The sequence below is a fragment of the Nguyenibacter sp. L1 genome (genome assembly GCF_035199985.1).
In the GTDB taxonomy this organism is placed as follows: domain Bacteria; phylum Pseudomonadota; class Alphaproteobacteria; order Acetobacterales; family Acetobacteraceae; genus Gluconacetobacter; species Gluconacetobacter vanlangensis.
Genome location: NZ_CP127015.1, coordinates 2,280,053 through 2,295,641, shown reverse-complemented (window position 1 = coordinate 2,295,641; position 15,589 = coordinate 2,280,053). Strand labels below are relative to the sequence as shown.

At 68.9% G+C, this 15,589-nt stretch carries 17 protein-coding genes; 12 read left to right on the top strand and 5 right to left on the bottom strand.

Features of this window, described 5'->3' with window-relative positions; translation table 11 throughout:
- From QN315_RS10330 to QN315_RS10320, 3 genes are all read left to right on the top strand, one after another.
- Nucleotides 1-1,236: a hypothetical protein gene (locus QN315_RS10330; protein WP_323989189.1), complete on the top strand. Its 1,236-nt coding sequence runs from the start codon at nt 1-3 to the stop codon at nt 1,234-1,236.
- 190 nt (nt 1,237-1,426) lie between these two features.
- The gene (locus tag QN315_RS10325; RefSeq protein ID WP_323993381.1) at nt 1,427-2,209 is read left to right on the top strand and encodes a response regulator transcription factor; all 783 of its coding nucleotides are present in this window, start codon (nt 1,427-1,429) and stop codon (nt 2,207-2,209) included.
- 5 nt (nt 2,210-2,214) lie between these two features.
- Nucleotides 2,215-3,606 carry an ATP-binding protein gene (locus QN315_RS10320; RefSeq protein ID WP_323989188.1) on the top strand — a complete coding sequence of 464 codons (1,392 nt, stop codon included), beginning with the start codon at nt 2,215-2,217 and terminating at the stop codon, nt 3,604-3,606.
- Here QN315_RS10320 and QN315_RS10315 read toward each other — a convergent pair.
- Nucleotides 3,564-4,592, bottom strand: a complete 1,029-nt coding sequence (locus tag QN315_RS10315; RefSeq protein WP_323989187.1) for a PQQ-binding-like beta-propeller repeat protein — start codon at nt 4,590-4,592, stop codon at nt 3,564-3,566. The genes QN315_RS10320 and QN315_RS10315 overlap by 43 nt on opposite strands.
- 372 nt (nt 4,593-4,964) lie before the next feature.
- Between QN315_RS10315 and QN315_RS10310 the strand changes: the two genes are divergently transcribed.
- From QN315_RS10310 to rimI, 4 genes are read left to right on the top strand one after another with little or no spacing between them, the layout of a single operon-like run.
- Nucleotides 4,965-5,528: a NifU family protein gene (locus QN315_RS10310; protein WP_323989185.1), complete on the top strand. Its 564-nt coding sequence runs from the start codon at nt 4,965-4,967 to the stop codon at nt 5,526-5,528.
- Nucleotides 5,529-5,545: 17 nt separating this feature from the next.
- Nucleotides 5,546-6,130 carry a malonic semialdehyde reductase gene (locus QN315_RS10305; RefSeq protein ID WP_323989184.1) on the top strand — a complete coding sequence of 195 codons (585 nt, stop codon included), beginning with the start codon at nt 5,546-5,548 and terminating at the stop codon, nt 6,128-6,130.
- Between the two features lie 19 nt (nt 6,131-6,149).
- Entirely contained in the window at nt 6,150-6,863 is a 714-nt protein-coding gene (gene tsaB, locus QN315_RS10300; RefSeq protein WP_323989183.1) for a tRNA (adenosine(37)-N6)-threonylcarbamoyltransferase complex dimerization subunit type 1 TsaB, read from the top strand.
- Nucleotides 6,857-7,375 (top strand): ribosomal protein S18-alanine N-acetyltransferase, encoded by a 519-nt coding sequence (gene rimI, locus QN315_RS10295; RefSeq protein WP_408904506.1) that lies wholly within the window; start codon nt 6,857-6,859, stop codon nt 7,373-7,375. The genes tsaB and rimI overlap by 7 nt, the downstream gene beginning before the upstream one ends.
- On the opposite strand, the gene QN315_RS10290 is transcribed toward rimI, so the two are convergent.
- Nucleotides 7,362-7,616, bottom strand: a complete 255-nt coding sequence (locus tag QN315_RS10290; protein ID WP_323989182.1) for a sulfurtransferase TusA family protein — start codon at nt 7,614-7,616, stop codon at nt 7,362-7,364. The two genes, rimI and QN315_RS10290, sit on opposite strands and share 14 nt — an antisense overlap.
- A gap of 99 nt (nt 7,617-7,715) precedes the next feature.
- On the opposite strand from QN315_RS10290, the gene QN315_RS10285 reads away from it, so the two are divergent.
- From QN315_RS10285 to QN315_RS10265, 5 genes are all read left to right on the top strand, one after another.
- A complete protein-coding gene (locus tag QN315_RS10285) occupies nt 7,716-8,120 on the top strand; it encodes a MucR family transcriptional regulator (protein WP_323989181.1) in 405 nt (134 codons plus the stop codon).
- Nucleotides 8,121-8,211: 91 nt separating this feature from the next.
- Entirely contained in the window at nt 8,212-8,724 is a 513-nt protein-coding gene (locus tag QN315_RS10280) for a Fur family transcriptional regulator (RefSeq protein WP_323989179.1), read from the top strand.
- On the top strand, nt 8,721-9,566 hold the full coding sequence (locus QN315_RS10275; protein ID WP_176641115.1) for a GNAT family N-acetyltransferase: 846 nt from the start codon (nt 8,721-8,723) through the stop codon (nt 9,564-9,566). The genes QN315_RS10280 and QN315_RS10275 overlap by 4 nt, the downstream gene beginning before the upstream one ends.
- A 94-nt stretch (nt 9,567-9,660) precedes the next feature.
- Complete coding sequence (lnt, locus tag QN315_RS10270; RefSeq protein ID WP_323993377.1) at nt 9,661-11,151, top strand: apolipoprotein N-acyltransferase; 1,491 nt, start codon at nt 9,661-9,663, stop codon at nt 11,149-11,151.
- A gap of 348 nt (nt 11,152-11,499) precedes the next feature.
- On the top strand, nt 11,500-11,958 hold the full coding sequence (locus QN315_RS10265; RefSeq protein ID WP_323989178.1) for a helix-turn-helix domain-containing protein: 459 nt from the start codon (nt 11,500-11,502) through the stop codon (nt 11,956-11,958).
- Nucleotides 11,959-12,067: 109 nt separating this feature from the next.
- Here the strand turns inward: QN315_RS10265 and QN315_RS10260 are convergent, their stop codons facing one another.
- From QN315_RS10260 to sdhA, 3 genes are all read right to left on the bottom strand, one after another.
- Entirely contained in the window at nt 12,068-12,730 is a 663-nt protein-coding gene (locus tag QN315_RS10260; RefSeq protein ID WP_323989176.1) for a protein tyrosine phosphatase, read from the bottom strand.
- A gap of 97 nt (nt 12,731-12,827) precedes the next feature.
- A complete protein-coding gene (locus QN315_RS10255) occupies nt 12,828-13,610 on the bottom strand; it encodes a succinate dehydrogenase iron-sulfur subunit (protein ID WP_176641330.1) in 783 nt (260 codons plus the stop codon).
- Between the two features lie 118 nt (nt 13,611-13,728).
- Nucleotides 13,729-15,540, bottom strand: a complete 1,812-nt coding sequence (gene sdhA, locus QN315_RS10250) for a succinate dehydrogenase flavoprotein subunit (RefSeq protein WP_323989175.1) — start codon at nt 15,538-15,540, stop codon at nt 13,729-13,731.
- Nucleotides 15,541-15,589 lie beyond the last annotated feature (49 nt).

Sequence of the window (15,589 nt, the reverse complement as noted above, 5' to 3'; positions counted from 1 at the left end):
ATGTCGTCATGTCTGTTCCGCGCCGGCCGTCTCGCCGGCGCGATCGTTGCATTTTCCGCTTCGGCAGCCCTTGTCCAGCCCGCCTCGGCGGCAGATACGCTGAGCATGAAGGTCGGCAAGCCGTTGCAGCAGGCGCAGGCCGCGCTGGCCGCGCATAATTATGCCAAGGCCATGAGCGCGGTCGACGCCGCGGCGGCGGTGCCGGGCAAGAGCGAGTACGAAGACTATACCATCACCCAGATGCGTGCCGCCGTCGCGGCGCAGTCGGGCAACGTGGCCGCGGCGACCGCCGCCTATGACAAGCTGATCGCGTCCGGCCGCACGCCCAAGGACGCCAAGCTGCAGATGATGATGGCCGAGGCCACCATGGCCTATACCGCGAAGGACTACCCCCGCGCGGTCGCCGGCATCGAGCGCTACCTGAAGGTGGCGGGCAGCAATCCGGCGATGGAAACGCTGCTGATCCAGTCCTATTACCTGCAGCGCGACTATGCCAACGCGGCGCGCGTGCAGCAGGCGCAGATCGCCGAGGAGATCAAGGCCGGCAAGGCCCCCGCCGAATCCCAGTTGCAGTTGCTGGCCGCATGCCAGACGCAGCAGAAGGATCTGACCGGCCTGAACGACACCTATGTCCAACTGGTGTCCTATTATCCCAAGCCCGAATATTGGGCGCTGATCCTGCATGGCCTGATGGTCGACCCGAAAGTGTCGCCCGCGCTGCAGCTCGATGTCTATCGCATCCGCCAGGCGGCGGGCGTGCTGACGGCCCCGGCCGACTACATGGACATGACCGAGCTGGCGATGCAGGCCGGCCTGCCGCAGCTTGCGCTGGACCTGATGAATGCCGGCTATGCCGGCGGCGTGCTGGGCAAGGATGCCGGCGCGGCGCGCGAGGCCAGGCTGAAGGCCATGGTCGTAAAGGCCGTGTCCGACCGCAAGGCGGCGATCGCGGCGGACGAAGCCGCCGCGCAGCAGGCGCCGACCGGCAATTCCCTGCTGACCGTCGGGTATAATTACGTGACGTTCGGCCAGGCCGACAAGGGACTGGCCATCATGCGCCAGGGTCTGGCGAAGGGGCCGCTGGACCCGAACATCGCCAGGCTGCATTACGGCCTGGCCCAGATGGCGGCCGGTCGCAACGCGGACGCCGTCGCCACGCTCAAGACGGTGGGCGGCGACAACGGCGCGCGCGCCATCGCGCAATTGTGGGTCCTGAAACTGTCGGCGCATCACTGACCGCTTTCACGCCGATCCTCATGCATGGATTCGCATGCGCTGATCTGTTGCCGGCACAGCCGGGCGGTGTCCTCCGCCCGGCTTTGTCTTTGGGGGATGGTTTTCGTCGCATCGGCTTGTACGGTATCCTGTGGGCCGCATAATCAAGCGGCCCAGTCCGCGTTCCAAAGGCCCGATCTCTCCCGTGACGATGCCCCAGACCTATTCCGACGCCGATCTGCCCGCCCGCATCCTGGTCGTCGAGGACGATCCAGGCATGCGCACCCTGCTCGTGCGTGTGCTGCAGGGGGACGGCTACCGGGTGCGGGGCGTGCAGGACGGGCGCGAGATGTGGGCCGCCCTGGCCGCGTCGCCGGCCGACCTGATCGTGCTGGACGTCATGCTGCCGGGCAGCAACGGGCTCGATTTGTGCCGGTCGCTGCGCAGCGGCGGCATGGGCATGGGCAGCGCGGGCGCCGAAGCGGCCGGACAGGTGGACCGGCAGACGCCCATCATCATGGTCTCGGCGCGGGGCGAGGAACTGGATCGCGTGCTGGGGCTGGAACTCGGGGCCGACGATTATGTGGCCAAGCCCTTCGGCCAGAAGGAATTGCTGGCGCGCGTGCGCGCGGTGCTGCGACGCGGCGTGGCGCCGCCCAGCCCGGCCGGGACGCCCCGGCGCGAGGTCCTGAAATTCGACGGCTGGACGCTGGATCTGCGGCGGCGGGAACTGACCGATCCGTCCGGCGCGGTGGTCGAGATCTCCGGTGCGGAACATGACCTGCTGGTCAGTTTCCTGGACAATCCGCAGCGGGTGATCGGCCGCGACCGGCTGCTGGAACTGTCGCGCACCCGGCTGGGCGACGTCTCGGACCGCAGCGTCGACGTGCTGGTCAGCCGCCTGCGCCGCAAGCTGGGCAGCGAGTCCGAAACCCTGATCCGCACCGTGCGGGGCATGGGCTACATCTTCACCGCGCCGGTGGAACGCCACTGACCGTCATGGCGGCGCCGCAGAACGGGCCGGCATCACCCGGGGCGCGGCGGATCACGCTGTGGCCGCGCGGGCTGGTCGGCCGCGTCACCTTCGTGCTGCTGGCGGCGGTGGCGCTGGTGTTCGTCGGCAGTTCGGTCTTCTACGAGGCGGCCGAGACCTACACGGTCGACGACACGCAGCTCGAACTGATCGGCGAACGCCTGACGATCGACGCCCGTGTCCTGCTGGCCTCGCCGGTCTCGCAGCGTCCCATCCTGGCGGCCATGCTCTCGACCGGGGATCTGACGCTGGACTGGCGGACCCCGGGCACGGACAAGCCGGCGCGCGCCGAACCCAAGGTGCTGCGCAGCCTGCATGACCGGCTGGCGGCGCGGCACGAGATCCTGCGCGGCGCGGCGCTGACCCTGTCGCCGACGACGATCGGCAGCGCGGACATCCGCGGGATCCTGCGCCTGCCGGACGGCAGCCGGATCGGCTTCGTGGCGCCCGACATCCTGCAACCCCACCATATGACGCGCGGTCTCGCCTCGGCGGCGATCCTGGCGGGCGCGGTGCTGCTGGCGGCGGCCATGCTGGTCCATACGCTCAGCATGCCGCTGCGCGCGCTGGCCGACGTCGCGGACGGGGTGGGATCGGGCCAATGGATCCCGGTCGAGGAAAAGGGCCCGCGCGAAGTGCGCCACCTGGCCCGGGCGATCAACGCCATGCAGGACCGGATCCGCCGCCTGATCGCCGACCGGACCGAGGCCCTGGCCGCGGTGTCGCACGATCTGCGCACGCCGCTGGCCCGGCTGCGGCTGCGGGCCGGGTTCCTGGACGATCAGGAGGCGCAGCGCGCGATCGAGGGCGACGTGGCCGAGATGGAGGCGATGGTCGGCGGCGTGCTGGCCTACCTGTCCGGCGAAAACGACCCCGAGGCGCCGCGCGTCGTCGACCTGGCGTCGATCCTGGCCACGCTGGCCGACGATGCCGCCGACCAGGGACGTGACGTGACCTATGACGGTCCGGCGCAATGGCAGGCGCGGCTGCGCCCCCTGGCGATGAAGCGGGTGTTCGGCAATCTGATCGACAATGCCGTCAATTATGGCGGCGGGGCGCGGATCGGCCTGTCGGTGCAGCCCGACGGGCTGCGGATCCGCGTCGATGACGACGGGCCCGGCCTGCCCGAGGCCGAACTGACGCGGGTGCTGACCCCGTTCTACCGGGTCGAGGGCTCACGCTCGCGCGCGACGGGCGGGCTGGGGCTCGGACTGGCGATCGTCAGCCGCGAGGTCGCGCGAGAGGGCGGCCGCCTGGTGCTGTCCAACCGGAATGAAGGCGGGCTGCGGGCGGAAATCCTGCTGCCGCGCGCCGCTCAGGGCGTGGGCAGAACGGGGCGGTCGGCCATCGACAGGTGAAGCGACGGCTGGTTGGTGTTCAGCCAGATCCCGTGCGGCGAGCGGCCGGTGCGGATGGTCTCCGTGATCGTCCCGCCGACCGGGTCGATGATCGCGACATGCTGCCGCCAGCGCAGGGTGGCCCACATCTTGCCGTCCGGTGCGAAGACGATGTCGTCCGGGCCGCCCGGCACGCGATAGGACTGCACGACGTTCAGCGTGTTCCAATCCAGCCGCTCGATGATTCCCGACACGCGGCAGGTGACGTAGAGCTGCTTGTGGTCGGGCGAGATGAACAGGTTGTGCGGCCCCGGCGCCATCTCGATCTTGCGGTCCAGGTGCCCGGTCGCCGGATCGACGACGGCGACATAGTCGGTGCCCATGACCCCCACCAGGATCTGGTCGTTGTGCCACAGCACGCCGGCGGGGGTGGACCCGACATCGGTGGTCCACAGCACCTTGCCCGTCGCGGTCTCGATGGCCGTCAGCTTGCCGCTGTCCTGCAGGCTGACATAGACGACCGAGGAATCGGGCGCGTAATTCATATGGCTGGGCATGGCATCGACATGGATGCGGTGCAGAAGCTGGAAATCCGACGCGTCGTAGATGTCGACCTGGTTGCGGGCCAGCCCGGCGACGGTGAAGAATTTTCCGTCCGGGCTGAATTGCAGTTGGTACGGGTCGGCGATGGGGATGGATTTCACCCGCGCGCCGGTCTGCGCATCCAGAAAGAACAGCATGTTGCCCGACGTGTCGCCGACCAGCAGATATTTGCCGTCGGGGGTGGGCGCCGTGTGGTGCGGTTCGCGCAGGACGGGAATGCGCCGGATTTCCTGGTGCGTGTCGATGTCGTATTCGCTGACCGACGCATCCGCCGAATTCAGGACGAAGGCCAGGCGCTCGGCATGTGCGCCGGCGGACAGCAGCGTCATCGACGCGCAGGCCGCTGCCAGCCATCCGGCGGCACGGGCGTGGCGGAGCGAACGACAAAGCGGGGCGAACGTCATCTGGTATCGAAGCCTCGGACTGACTGTGCGTAAGGGCGCCCCGGCCGGATGGCGAATCCCCGGGGATCATGGTTCACGGACCGGGCTCCATGCAAGGCCAGAGCCGCACGGTGCCTGTCAATGAATTTTCAGGGAGATTCCGCGTTCCGGCCATGACGTCGCGCAAGCGCGCATTGCCATTTCGTCATCTTCGCGGCGGACAACGGCAATCAACAAGGGGGCCGAACCGGCCCGCCATGCGATCGGGGCTTGTTTTGGCGGCCATCTTGGCACATCTGAAAGCGAACAGGATTTGCACAGTCCGTTTTCGCCGGCGGCTTTGTCCGCCGTCTTCCATCCGCCTGCATGGCCCCCTGCCGGACGATCGCCCCCATGTTCATCGAGACCGAAGACACCCCCAATCCCGCGACGCTGAAATTCCTGCCGGGCCGCACCATCGTGCCCGGCCGGGCCACCGCGGAATTCGTCAGTCCGGACGCCGTCGGCGGCCGTTCGAAGCTGGCCGATGCACTGTTCGGCCAGCCGGGCGTCGCCAGGGTCTTTCTGGGCGGCGATTTCGTGGCGGTGACCAAGGACGACGCGGCCGACTGGTCGGCGCTGAAGCCGCAGATCCTGGCCGTGCTGGTCGATTTCTTCGTGTCCGGCATGACGGCGATCGAGGCCGACGCCGCGGTCGAGGAAGAGCGCATCGCGCCCGAGGACGAAGACATCGTCAAGCAGATCAAGGAACTGCTGGATACGCGGGTGCGGCCCGCCGTGGCCGGCGACGGCGGCGATATCGTGTTCCGCGGCTACCGCGACGGGGTGGTGCGCCTGACGATGCAGGGCGCGTGTTCGGGTTGCCCGTCCTCGCGCGCCACGCTGAAGCACGGGGTCGAGAACATGCTGCGGCATTACGTCCCCGAAGTGATCGCGGTCGAGCAGGTGGACGCCTGAACGGGAGCACCGACGAGATGGTTCTGGACGAGTCCGGACTGGACCTGCTGTTCCGGTCGGCCCGCACGGCCGAGCGCTGGCGTGACGAGCCGGTCTCCGACGAGACGCTGCGCAGCGTGTACGACCTGGTCCGCCTGGGTCCGACCTCGGGCAATTGCTCGCCGGCGCGCTTCGTGTTCCTGCGCACGCCCGACAACCGCGAACGCCTGCGCCCCGCTTTGTCGGCCGGCAATGTGGACAAGGTGCTGTCCGCGCCCGTCACCGTGATCGTGGCGCATGATCCGCTGTTCTTCGACCGGCTGGCCTACCTGAATCCCGAACCGGGCCTGCGCGCCTGGTTCGCCGCCGATGTCGGCCTGGCCGAGGAGACGGCGTTCCGCAACGGCACCCTGCAGGGCGGGTACCTGATCCTGGCCGCGCGCGCGCTGGGGCTGGACGTGCTGCCGATCTCGGGGTTCGACGCCTATGCGATCGAGGACGCGTTCCTGGCCGGACAGGGCTGGCGGGCCAATCTCCTGGTCTGCCTGGGCTATGCGGACGGCGAGCCGGAGCGGCCGCGCGCGCCGCGCCTGGCCTTCGACGACGCCTGCCTGATGCTCTGACCGCCGGACCGGCATGACGATGCGGATCCTTGTGCTGAACGGCGCGCCCGGCGGGCCGGGGGCGGCCGCGCTGCTGGGCTGCGTAACGCGGGACGGCGCCGGCGACGATGGCGGCGGCCCGCGCGGGGCCGCCATCCGTACGTTGGCCACGCGCGTCCTGCCCGGGCGGGGCGGGGCGGAATCCATGCCCGCCGCCTGTACCGCCCTGCTGGCGGAATGCGGCTGGCGGCCCGGCGATCTGGATCTGATCGCCGCGGTGATCGGCCCGGGCTCGTTCACCGGGCTGCGGGCCGCGCTGGCGCTGGCGCACGGCCTGGCGCTGGGGGCGGGGTGCGACCTGGTGGGGGTGACGTCCGGCGAGGCCATGGCGCCCGACCTGCGGCAGGAGGCCGGGGCGGACCGCGCGGCGCTGTGCCTGTCGGTGGCGCGACGCGGCCGGATCTTCGTCGAGCAGGACGGCGCGGTCCGGGCCCACGCGGTCGCGGACTACGCCCTGCCGCCGGGCCGGCTGCTTCTCGCGGGCGACGCGGCCGCCGACATCCTGGCCGCGCGGGGGGACGGGCGATCCGACATCGTCCTGTCGCGCCTGACGGTGCCGGACAGCGGGATGATCGCCCGGGCGGCGCTGGCGCGGCGCGAATCCGGCCTGCCGGCACGGGACGTGCTGCCGCTTTACGTCGATCCGCCCGAGGCCAGGCTGCCGGCCGCCGGGCTGCGGCCGGCACCGTGTTAGGCAACGGACCGGAATCGGGACCGGGATCGGGGCCGGAGCCGGTCACCATCCGCGCGGCCGGCCCCTTCAGCGGCCCCCTGCTGGCCGGACTGCACGCGGACGCCTTTCCCCCCGCCGAACGCTGGGACGCGCCGGCGATGGAGACGCTGCTGTCCATGCCGGGGGTGGTGGCCGGGCTGGGGTGGCACCGGGCGGCACCCGTGCCGCGCGGCTTCATCATGGGGCGCGTCGTGGCGGACGAGGCCGAGATCCTGACCCTCGCGGTGGCGGGCGACGCCCGGCGGCAAGGGCTGGGGCACGCCCTGCTGGCCTGGCTGGCGGACCAGGCGGCGCGGCGCGGCGCGGCACGGCTGTTCCTCGAGGTCTCGGCGGCCAATCCGGCGGCGCAGGCGCTGTACCGCGGCGCCGGCTTCGCCGAAATCGGGCGGCGGCGCGCCTATTATCCGGACGGGTCGGACGCCCTCGTCCTGTCGCGCGTGCCCGCGCCGCATCCGGCGCTCAGCCCGCCTTGACGATCAGGATCTCATGGATGCCGGCGTCCGGTCCGTCCTGCCCGGTTCCGGTCTCGCCGGCAACGGCGTGGCCGAGCTGACGCGCGCTCCGCGTCACGTTGTCCAGCGGCACCGCGCCGCGCAGCCGCACCCGCAGCCGCCCGCCCGCCGGCAGCCGGTCCAGTGCCAGGCGGGTCCGGACGAACGTCATTGGACAGGTCTCGCCGGTAATATCGAGGATGGCGGTTTCACTATCGGTCACGGATCACTCCCGGCAGTTCATCTTATTGTTGGGCGTAGTTGCGGCGCGGGCCCGTTCAATTATATAGGGACCCGATTGTTTGACTGACGGGATATGGGTATGGCCCAGGAAATGAACAAAGGCGGCTTGCGGGATCTGACGGCGCAAATCGCGGCGGCCTATGTCTCGGGCAACGGCGTCGAAGCGGCCTCTCTGCCCGATCTGATCCGGAAGATCTATGCCACCCTCGACGGGCTGGGCCGCGCCGTGGCCGAGCCCGAGCGGCCGGTTCCGGCCGTGCCGCCGAAGAAATCCGTCTTCCCCGACTACATTATCTGCCTGGAAGACGGCAAGAAACTGAAAATGTTGAAGCGCCATCTGAAAACCGCCTATAACCTGACCCCGGACGAGTATCGGGAGCGGTGGGGCCTGCCGCACGACTACCCGATGGTGGCGCCGAACTATGCCAGCCATCGTTCGTCCCTTGCGCGGAAAATCGGACTAGGCACCAAGCGCGAGGATTGAGAGGGACGCAAGGTGGCGGCACGGGCCCTATCGAGGGGGAGGCGGTAGCTTCGTTGGACCAGATGTCTGATGTTCGGACAAGGCCGTCGACATGGTAGCGGCCGGCGACGCCATGGAGTCGCGGATCGGGCGGATGTGTGTCGAGCGGGGTCTGAAGATGACCGGACAGCGCCGGGTCATCGCCCGCGTCCTGTCCGAGGCCGAGGACCATCCCGACGTCGAGGAACTCTATCGCCGCGCCGTCGGGCTGGATGCGCGGATTTCGGTCGCCACCGTCTATCGCACCGTCCGCCTGCTGGAAGAGAAGGGCATCCTCGAGCGCCGCGATTTCGGCGGCGGCCGGGCGCGTTACGAGGCCACCGAGGAAGGCGACCATTATCACCTGATCGATGTGGACACCGGCAAGGTCGTCGAGTTCGAGGATACGGAACATGCAGCGCTGATGAAACGTATCGCCGATCGCCTGGGTTTCGACCTGGTCTCCCACCGGCTGGAATTGTTCGCCCGCCGAAAGCCGGCCGCCGCCGCGCTGGACGGGCCGGCCGCGCCGCGCCCCGCCGCGAAGCAGCCCGCAGCGAAGCAGAAGGATGGATCGTCACGGTGAGTATCGAGCAACCCGTCCGGTCCCTGTCGACCCTGGAGCTTGAGCGCAACGGGTTCCCCGAATTGCGGGCGGGCAATCTCGGCGTGCGCATCGCCGCCAACGAGGCCGAGCGCGATGCCGCGCAGGCGCTGCGCTATCGCGTGTTCTACGACGAAATGGGCGCGCGCCCCGACGAACGGACCCTGCGCACGCGCCGCGACGTCGATGAATTCGACAATGTCGCGGACCATCTGCTGGTGATCGACCACGCGGTCTCCTCGGGCGCCAAGGGCGTGGTCGGGACCTACCGGCTGATGCAGGGCGAAAACGCGCAGAAAATCGGCCGGTTCTACAGTTCGGGCGAATATGACCTGTCGCCCCTGACCGAATTTCCCGGCCGGCTGCTCGAGGTCGGGCGATCCTGCGTCGATCCGAATTATCGCGGCCGCGCGGCGATGCAGTTGCTGTGGCGGGGCATCGCCTCGTACATCTTCCTGCACCGGATCGATGTCCTGTTCGGCTGCGCCAGCCTGCCGGGCATCGATCCCGGGCCGCTGAGCGACGAACTGACCTATCTGTACCATAACCACCTGGCGCCCCCGGCCCTGCGCCTGCGCGCGCTGCCGCACCGGCGGGTGGAGATGCTGCGCACCGACCCCAATACCCTGGACCACCGGCGCTGCCTGGCGCGGCTGCCGCCGCTGATCAAGGGCTATCTGCGGCTGGGGGGCTATGTCGGCGACGGCGCGGTGGTCGACGACCAGTTCAACACCACCGACGTCGCGGTGATCGTCAAGAGCGAACTGCTGGCGGACAAATATTACCGCCATTACGAACGACGCCTGCGTGACGCTCTCGATTAGGGCGATCGAGGATGCGCCCGCGCGCGCGGCCCGGCCGTGGCGCGCGCTGTCGGCCGGCCTGGACGAAGCGGCCGGCTGGCGGGGCGACCTGCTGATGCTGCTGGCCGGCGCGCTGGGCGCGCTGGCCTTTCCGCCGGTCGATCTGTTCCCGGTGCTGGCGGTCTGTTTCCCCGTCCTGATGCGCGCGATCGACGGCGCGGCCGGCTGGCGCGGCGCCTGCCGGCGTGGCTTCATGTTCGGGCTGGGGCTGCATACGGCGGGTCTGTACTGGCTGGCCGATGCGATCCTGGTGCGGGCCGACACGTTCTGGTGGCTGGTGCCCCTGGCGGCTCCCGGCTGTGCGCTGGTGCTGGCGCCCGCCGCCGCCCTGCCGGCCGGGCTGTGCCGGCTGGCGCCCGCCGGGTGGCGGCGCAATCTGGTCTTTGCCGGAACATGGACCCTGTTCGATATGGGGCGGGTGTTCATCTTCAGCGGTTTCCCGTGGAATCCGCTGGGCAGCACCTGGGAAATGGCCGGACTGGCCGGCGACGTGATGATCCAGCCGGCCGCCTGGATCGGCGTCGACGGGCTGACCCTGCTGACGGTGCTGCTGGCGCTGCTGCCGCTGGGCGGGCGCCGCGCCATGTTGGCGGGACTGGCCGGGCTGGCGGCGTGGGCCGGGCTGGGCGGCGCGCTGCTGGCCCTGCGCCCGATCCCGCCGGGGCATAATCCGGTCGCCGTGCTGGTGCAGGGCAACGTGCCCGAGACGCTGAAGATCTCGCGGCAGGACGATATCGCGGTGTTCCGGCGCTATCTGGCGCTGACCCGCGCCGGGGTGGCCCAGGCCCTGGCCCTGGCCGATCCGGCGCGGGGCGGCCGGCCCGTGGTCTATGTCTGGCCCGAAAGCGCCTTTCCCGGCCTGCTGGCGGAAGACGGCCTGGCGCGGCAGATGATCGCCGCGGCCGGCGCCGGCGCGGCGGCGGGCATGATCGGCACGCTGCGCGGCGACAGCGACGGACGGTGGCGCAACAGCGTGCTCGCGCTGGCCGAACCGGACGGGCATGTGGCCGGCTTGTACGACAAGGCCCACCTGGTGCCGTTCGGCGAGTACGATCCCTGGCTGCTGCCGTTCCACGTGGTGCCCGGCGCGGGGATGGTGCCGGGGCCCGGGGCGCGGACCTGGCACCTGCCGGGCGTGTCCCCGGTCGGGCCGCTGATCTGCTACGAGGTCATTTTTTCCGGCCAGGTGGCCGATGTCCATGACCGGCCGGACTGGCTGGTGAACGTGACCAACGACGCCTGGTACGGCAACACGGCCGGCCCGCGCCAGCATCTGGCCACGGTACGCATGCGCGCGGTGGAAGAGGGGCTGCCGATCGCCCGCGCGGCCAATACCGGCATTACGGCCGCGTTCGACGCCCACGGGCGCGAACTGGGCCGGCTGGGGTGGAATCGCCAGGGTTTCCTGGTCGTGTCCATCGGCGGCGCGCTGCCGGTGACGCCGTTCGGCCGCTGGGGCCGCTGGATTCCGGTCATCCTGGCGCTGGGCGTCCTGCTGCCGGCCCTGGCATGGCACGGCAGAGCGCAGAGACGACGTCCCGTTTAGAGCAGGTCGTGATGAGGTGGGATCACCCCCGTCACGTGACGATGCTTCATAAATACATGAATTCCATGAATTTATGAAATTCATGCACGAATTTTTGAGGCCGGCAGGCGGATCACCGATCCGCGCCGTCGCGCGATCGCCTCGTTCTCGTCATGTTTTCCGCCCAATCTTTTCTATTATAGCCATACCGTTTCCGGTACGTCTCGTGCCGGCACGGGCCGCGGGATTCTGCCGTTCGTTCATAATGTGATCGGGTATGAAAATTGCGGCCGACGGAGCGATCTTATAATAGTTAATCATTCTTTAACGCGGTCGTCGAAAACGCGATCGCATGGGTGGACCACTCTTTTGACCGACAAGCGAGGTTCTGGGCCCAGTCCTGTGGATATCCATGTTGGCAGTCGGATCCGGTTGCGGCGGACCTTGCTGGGCATGTCACAGGAACGTCTGGGCGATGCGCTGGGGCTGACATTTCAGCAGGTGCAGAAATATGAACGAGGCACCAACCGGGTCAGCGCTTCACGCCTATACGAGTTGACGCATGTGCTGGACGTGCCGGTCAGCTTCTTCTTCGATGGGCTGGAGGGCGCGACCGCCCCGCGCGGCCTGGCGGCGGGGGGCAATTTTGCCCAGGCGCAGCAATTGTTCGGCGGCCTGTCCGACGGCATGGGCATGCCCGGCAGCGAACTCACCCTGTTTTCGCGCCGCGAGGCCGTCGAACTGGTGCGCCTCTATTATCAGATCACCGACCCGGCGGTGCGCCGGCGCGTGCTGAACCTGATCCGGACCATGGTCCCCGCGGAATAGCCGAAGACGCTGCCTTCGACCTCAATTTATTGATAAACAAATGGTTTCCAAAGGCACCGCCTTTGGCGGGGTCCGGGGCAGGGCCCCGAAAAACCGCGCCCGCCCGCCCCTATTCGCGGCGCAGCACCCGGTCGGTGATGAACGAGGACAGGCGGCCGGCGACGAAATCCCGGCGCAGCCTGGCCTCGTCATATTCCGTGCCAACCCAGTCCAGGAAGGGCAGCCTGCCCTCAGCTTCCGCCTGGTAGCGCAGGAAGAACGCATCCAGGATGCCGGTGCGCGAACGGCTGAAATGACCGAACCGCCAGGAAAGCTGCCGCAGGGCCTGCGCGGCGGTGCCCCCCTCGAACAGGATGACCAGGCCCGATGCCAGCCCCGCCCGGTCGGCGCCGGATTTGCAGTGCATCAGCATCGGAAAGTCCAGCGTGCGGTACAGCGCCGCGAAGCGCAGGATGCGGTCGCGATGCGGGGCGCCGCGGCTTTCGAACGCCATGTCCAGATGGGTCAGCCCGACCCGCGCCGCCGCCGCGCGCGACAGCGCGTCCGACCCGCATTTGCGATGGCCGCGCAGATTGACCAGCGTCCGCAGGCCGTGGCGCCGCGTCAGCGCGGCCAGCCGGCGCGGGGTGGGGTGGTTGCAGCGATAGACCTTGCCCGGGACGACGGCGGCGAAATTGGTCCAGGGCAGGCGGAAGATCGCATGATCGACGAACAGGCTGTCGATCCAGGCCCGTCGCCGTTCGGCCGGCGTGGCTAGGGTTCCGTCGAACAAGGCGGTCGCTTTCCTCGGACAAAAAGGGCGCCGGATGTGTCCCATCCGGCGCCGCATTCGTCAATCTCCCGCGGCGTTCGCGCCGTGCCCGTCCGGGTCAGATCTTGCGTTCCAGTTGCAGGTCCTTGATCCGGGCGATCGCCTTGGCCGGGTTCAGCCCCTTGGGGCAGGTCTGGGTGCAGTTCATGATCGTCCGGCAGGCATACAGCTTCAGCGGATCCTCCAGCGCATCCAGCCGGTCGCCGGTATGCTCGTCGCGGCTGTCGGCGATCCAGCGATAGGCCGCCAGCAGCGTGGCCGGCCCCAGATACCGGTCGCCGTTCCACCAATAGGATGGGCAGGACGTGGTGCAGCAGAAGCACAGGATGCATTCCCACATCCCGTCCAGCTCGGCGCGTTCCGCGACGCTCTGGCGGCGTTCCGAATCCGGCGGCGGCGCGGTGTCGGATTTCAGCCAGGGCTCGATCGCGCGCAACTGGGCATAGGCGCCGCTCAGGTCGGGGACCAGGTCCTTGACCACGGGCATGTGCGGCAGCGGATAGATCGAGACCGCGTTCTTCACGTCGCGGATCGGCTTCAGGCACGCCAGCGTGTTCTCGCCGTCGATATTCATCGCGCAGGATCCGCAGATCCCCTCGCGGCACGACCGCCGGAAGGTCAGGGTGGGGTCGATGTCGTTCTTGATGTGGATCAGCGCGTCCAGCACCATCGGGCCGATCGCGTCCAGGTCGATCTCGTACGTATCGACCACCGGATTGGCCCCGTCATCGGGGTTCCAGCGATAGACGCGGAAGGGCTTGACGTTCGTGGCGCCCGGGGCCGCCGGAAACAGGCGGCCCTTTCCGATCTTGCTGTTCCTGGGCAGGCTGAATTCGACCATCGTCTCGTTCCTTTTTCCGCCACGTCGCGTCGCAGAGACGCGCTTTCTTTGCATTTTATGTCGGTAGACGCGCTTTTTTTGACTTTCACATCGGTGGACGCGCGTCTTGCGCGTCGCGTCAGTAGACGCGCTTCTTGGGTGGAAAGACCTGGACCGCGTCGGTCAGCGTCTTCATGTGCACGGGGCGATAGGACAGGTCCACGCCGCCCTGGTCGTCCAGATGGGCGACGGTGTGCTTCATCCAGTTCTCGTCGTCGCGCTCGGGATAGTCGTCATGGGCCTGCGCCCCGCGGCTTTCGTGCCGCGCATCGGCGCCGGCCATCGTCACCGTGGCGTTGGCCAGCAGGTTTTCGAATTCCAGCGCCTCCATCAGGTCGCTGTTCCAGATCAGCGAGCGGTCGGCGACCGACAGGTCGGGCAGGCCGGTCCAGATATCGGCGATCTTCCCCACGCCCTCGGCCAGGCTCCTGGTATTGCGAAAGACGGCGGCGTGCTTCTGCATCGTGCGCTGCAGCGTGTCGCGCATGGCCGCGACACGCGTGCCGCCCTTGGCGAAGCGCAGCCGGTCCAGCCGGTCCAGCGCCGCCTCGCCCGCCTTGGGCGGCAGCGGCGCGATGCTCTCGGCGGGCCGGATCAGTTCGGCGGCGCGGCGGGCGGCGGCACGGCCGAACACCACCAGGTCCAGCAGCGAATTGGTGCCCAGCCGGTTGGCGCCGTGCACCGACACGCACGCGGCCTCGCCCACCGCCATCAGGCCCGGAACCACCGCGTCGGGGTCGTTCGCGGTGGGACGGATGACCTCGCCGTGATGATTGGTGGGAATGCCGCCCATGTTGTAATGCACGGTCGGCAGCACGGGCACCGGCTCGCGGGTCACGTCGACCCCGGCGAAGATGCGCGCGGTCTCCGAGATGCCCGGCAGGCGCTCATGCAGCAGGTCGGCGCCCAGATGCTCCAGATGCATCAGGATATGGTCGCCATTGGGGCCGCAGCCGCGCCCCTCGTTGATCTCGATGGTCATCGACCGCGACACCACATCGCGTGAGGCCAGGTCCTTGGCGGTGGGGGCATAGCGTTCCATGAACCGCTCGCCCTCGGAATTGGTCAGGTATCCGCCTTCGCCGCGACAGCCCTCGGTCAGCAGGCAGCCGGCCGGATAGATGCCCGTCGGGTGGAACTGCACGAATTCCATGTCCTGGGTCGGGACGCCGGCCCGCATCGCCATGCCGCCGCCGTCGCCCGTGCAGGTATGGGCCGAGGTGCAGGATTGATAGGCGCGACCATAGCCGCCGGTCGCCAGCACCACCGTCTGGGCGCGGAAACGGTGGATGGTGCCGTCCTCCAGGCACCAGGCCATCACGCCGCGGCAGGCGCCCTGCGCATCCATGATCAGGTCCAGCGCGAAATATTCGACGAAGAATTCGACGTCGTGCTTCAGGCATTGCTGGTACAGCGTATGCAGGATCGCATGGCCGGTGCGGTCGGCGGCCGCACAGGCGCGCGGGACCGGGGCCTCGCCGAAATTGCGCATGTGGCCGCCGAAGGGGCGCTGATAGATCCTGCCGTCCTCGGTGCGCGAGAAGGGCACGCCCAGATGTTCCAGCTCCTGCACGGCGGGCACCGCCTCGCGGCACATATATTCGATGGCGTCCTGGTCGCCCAGCCAGTCCGACCCCTTGACGGTGTCGTACATGTGCCAGCGCCAGTCATCCTCGGCCATGTTGCCCAGCGCCGCGCCGATGCCGCCCTGGGCGGCGACGGTGTGGCTGCGGGTCGGAAAGACCTTGGTGACGCAGGCGGTCTTCAGCCCGGCGGCCCCCATGCCCAGGGTGGCGCGCAGGCCCGAACCGCCGGCGCCGACGACGACCACGTCATAGGCGTGATCGACGATCCGATAGGCCCGCGCTGAAGGAAGAGTGATCGCGTTCATGTCTTGGACGTGTCCCGATGCTGATCCGGCTCCGGGGCGGCCTGTCGGG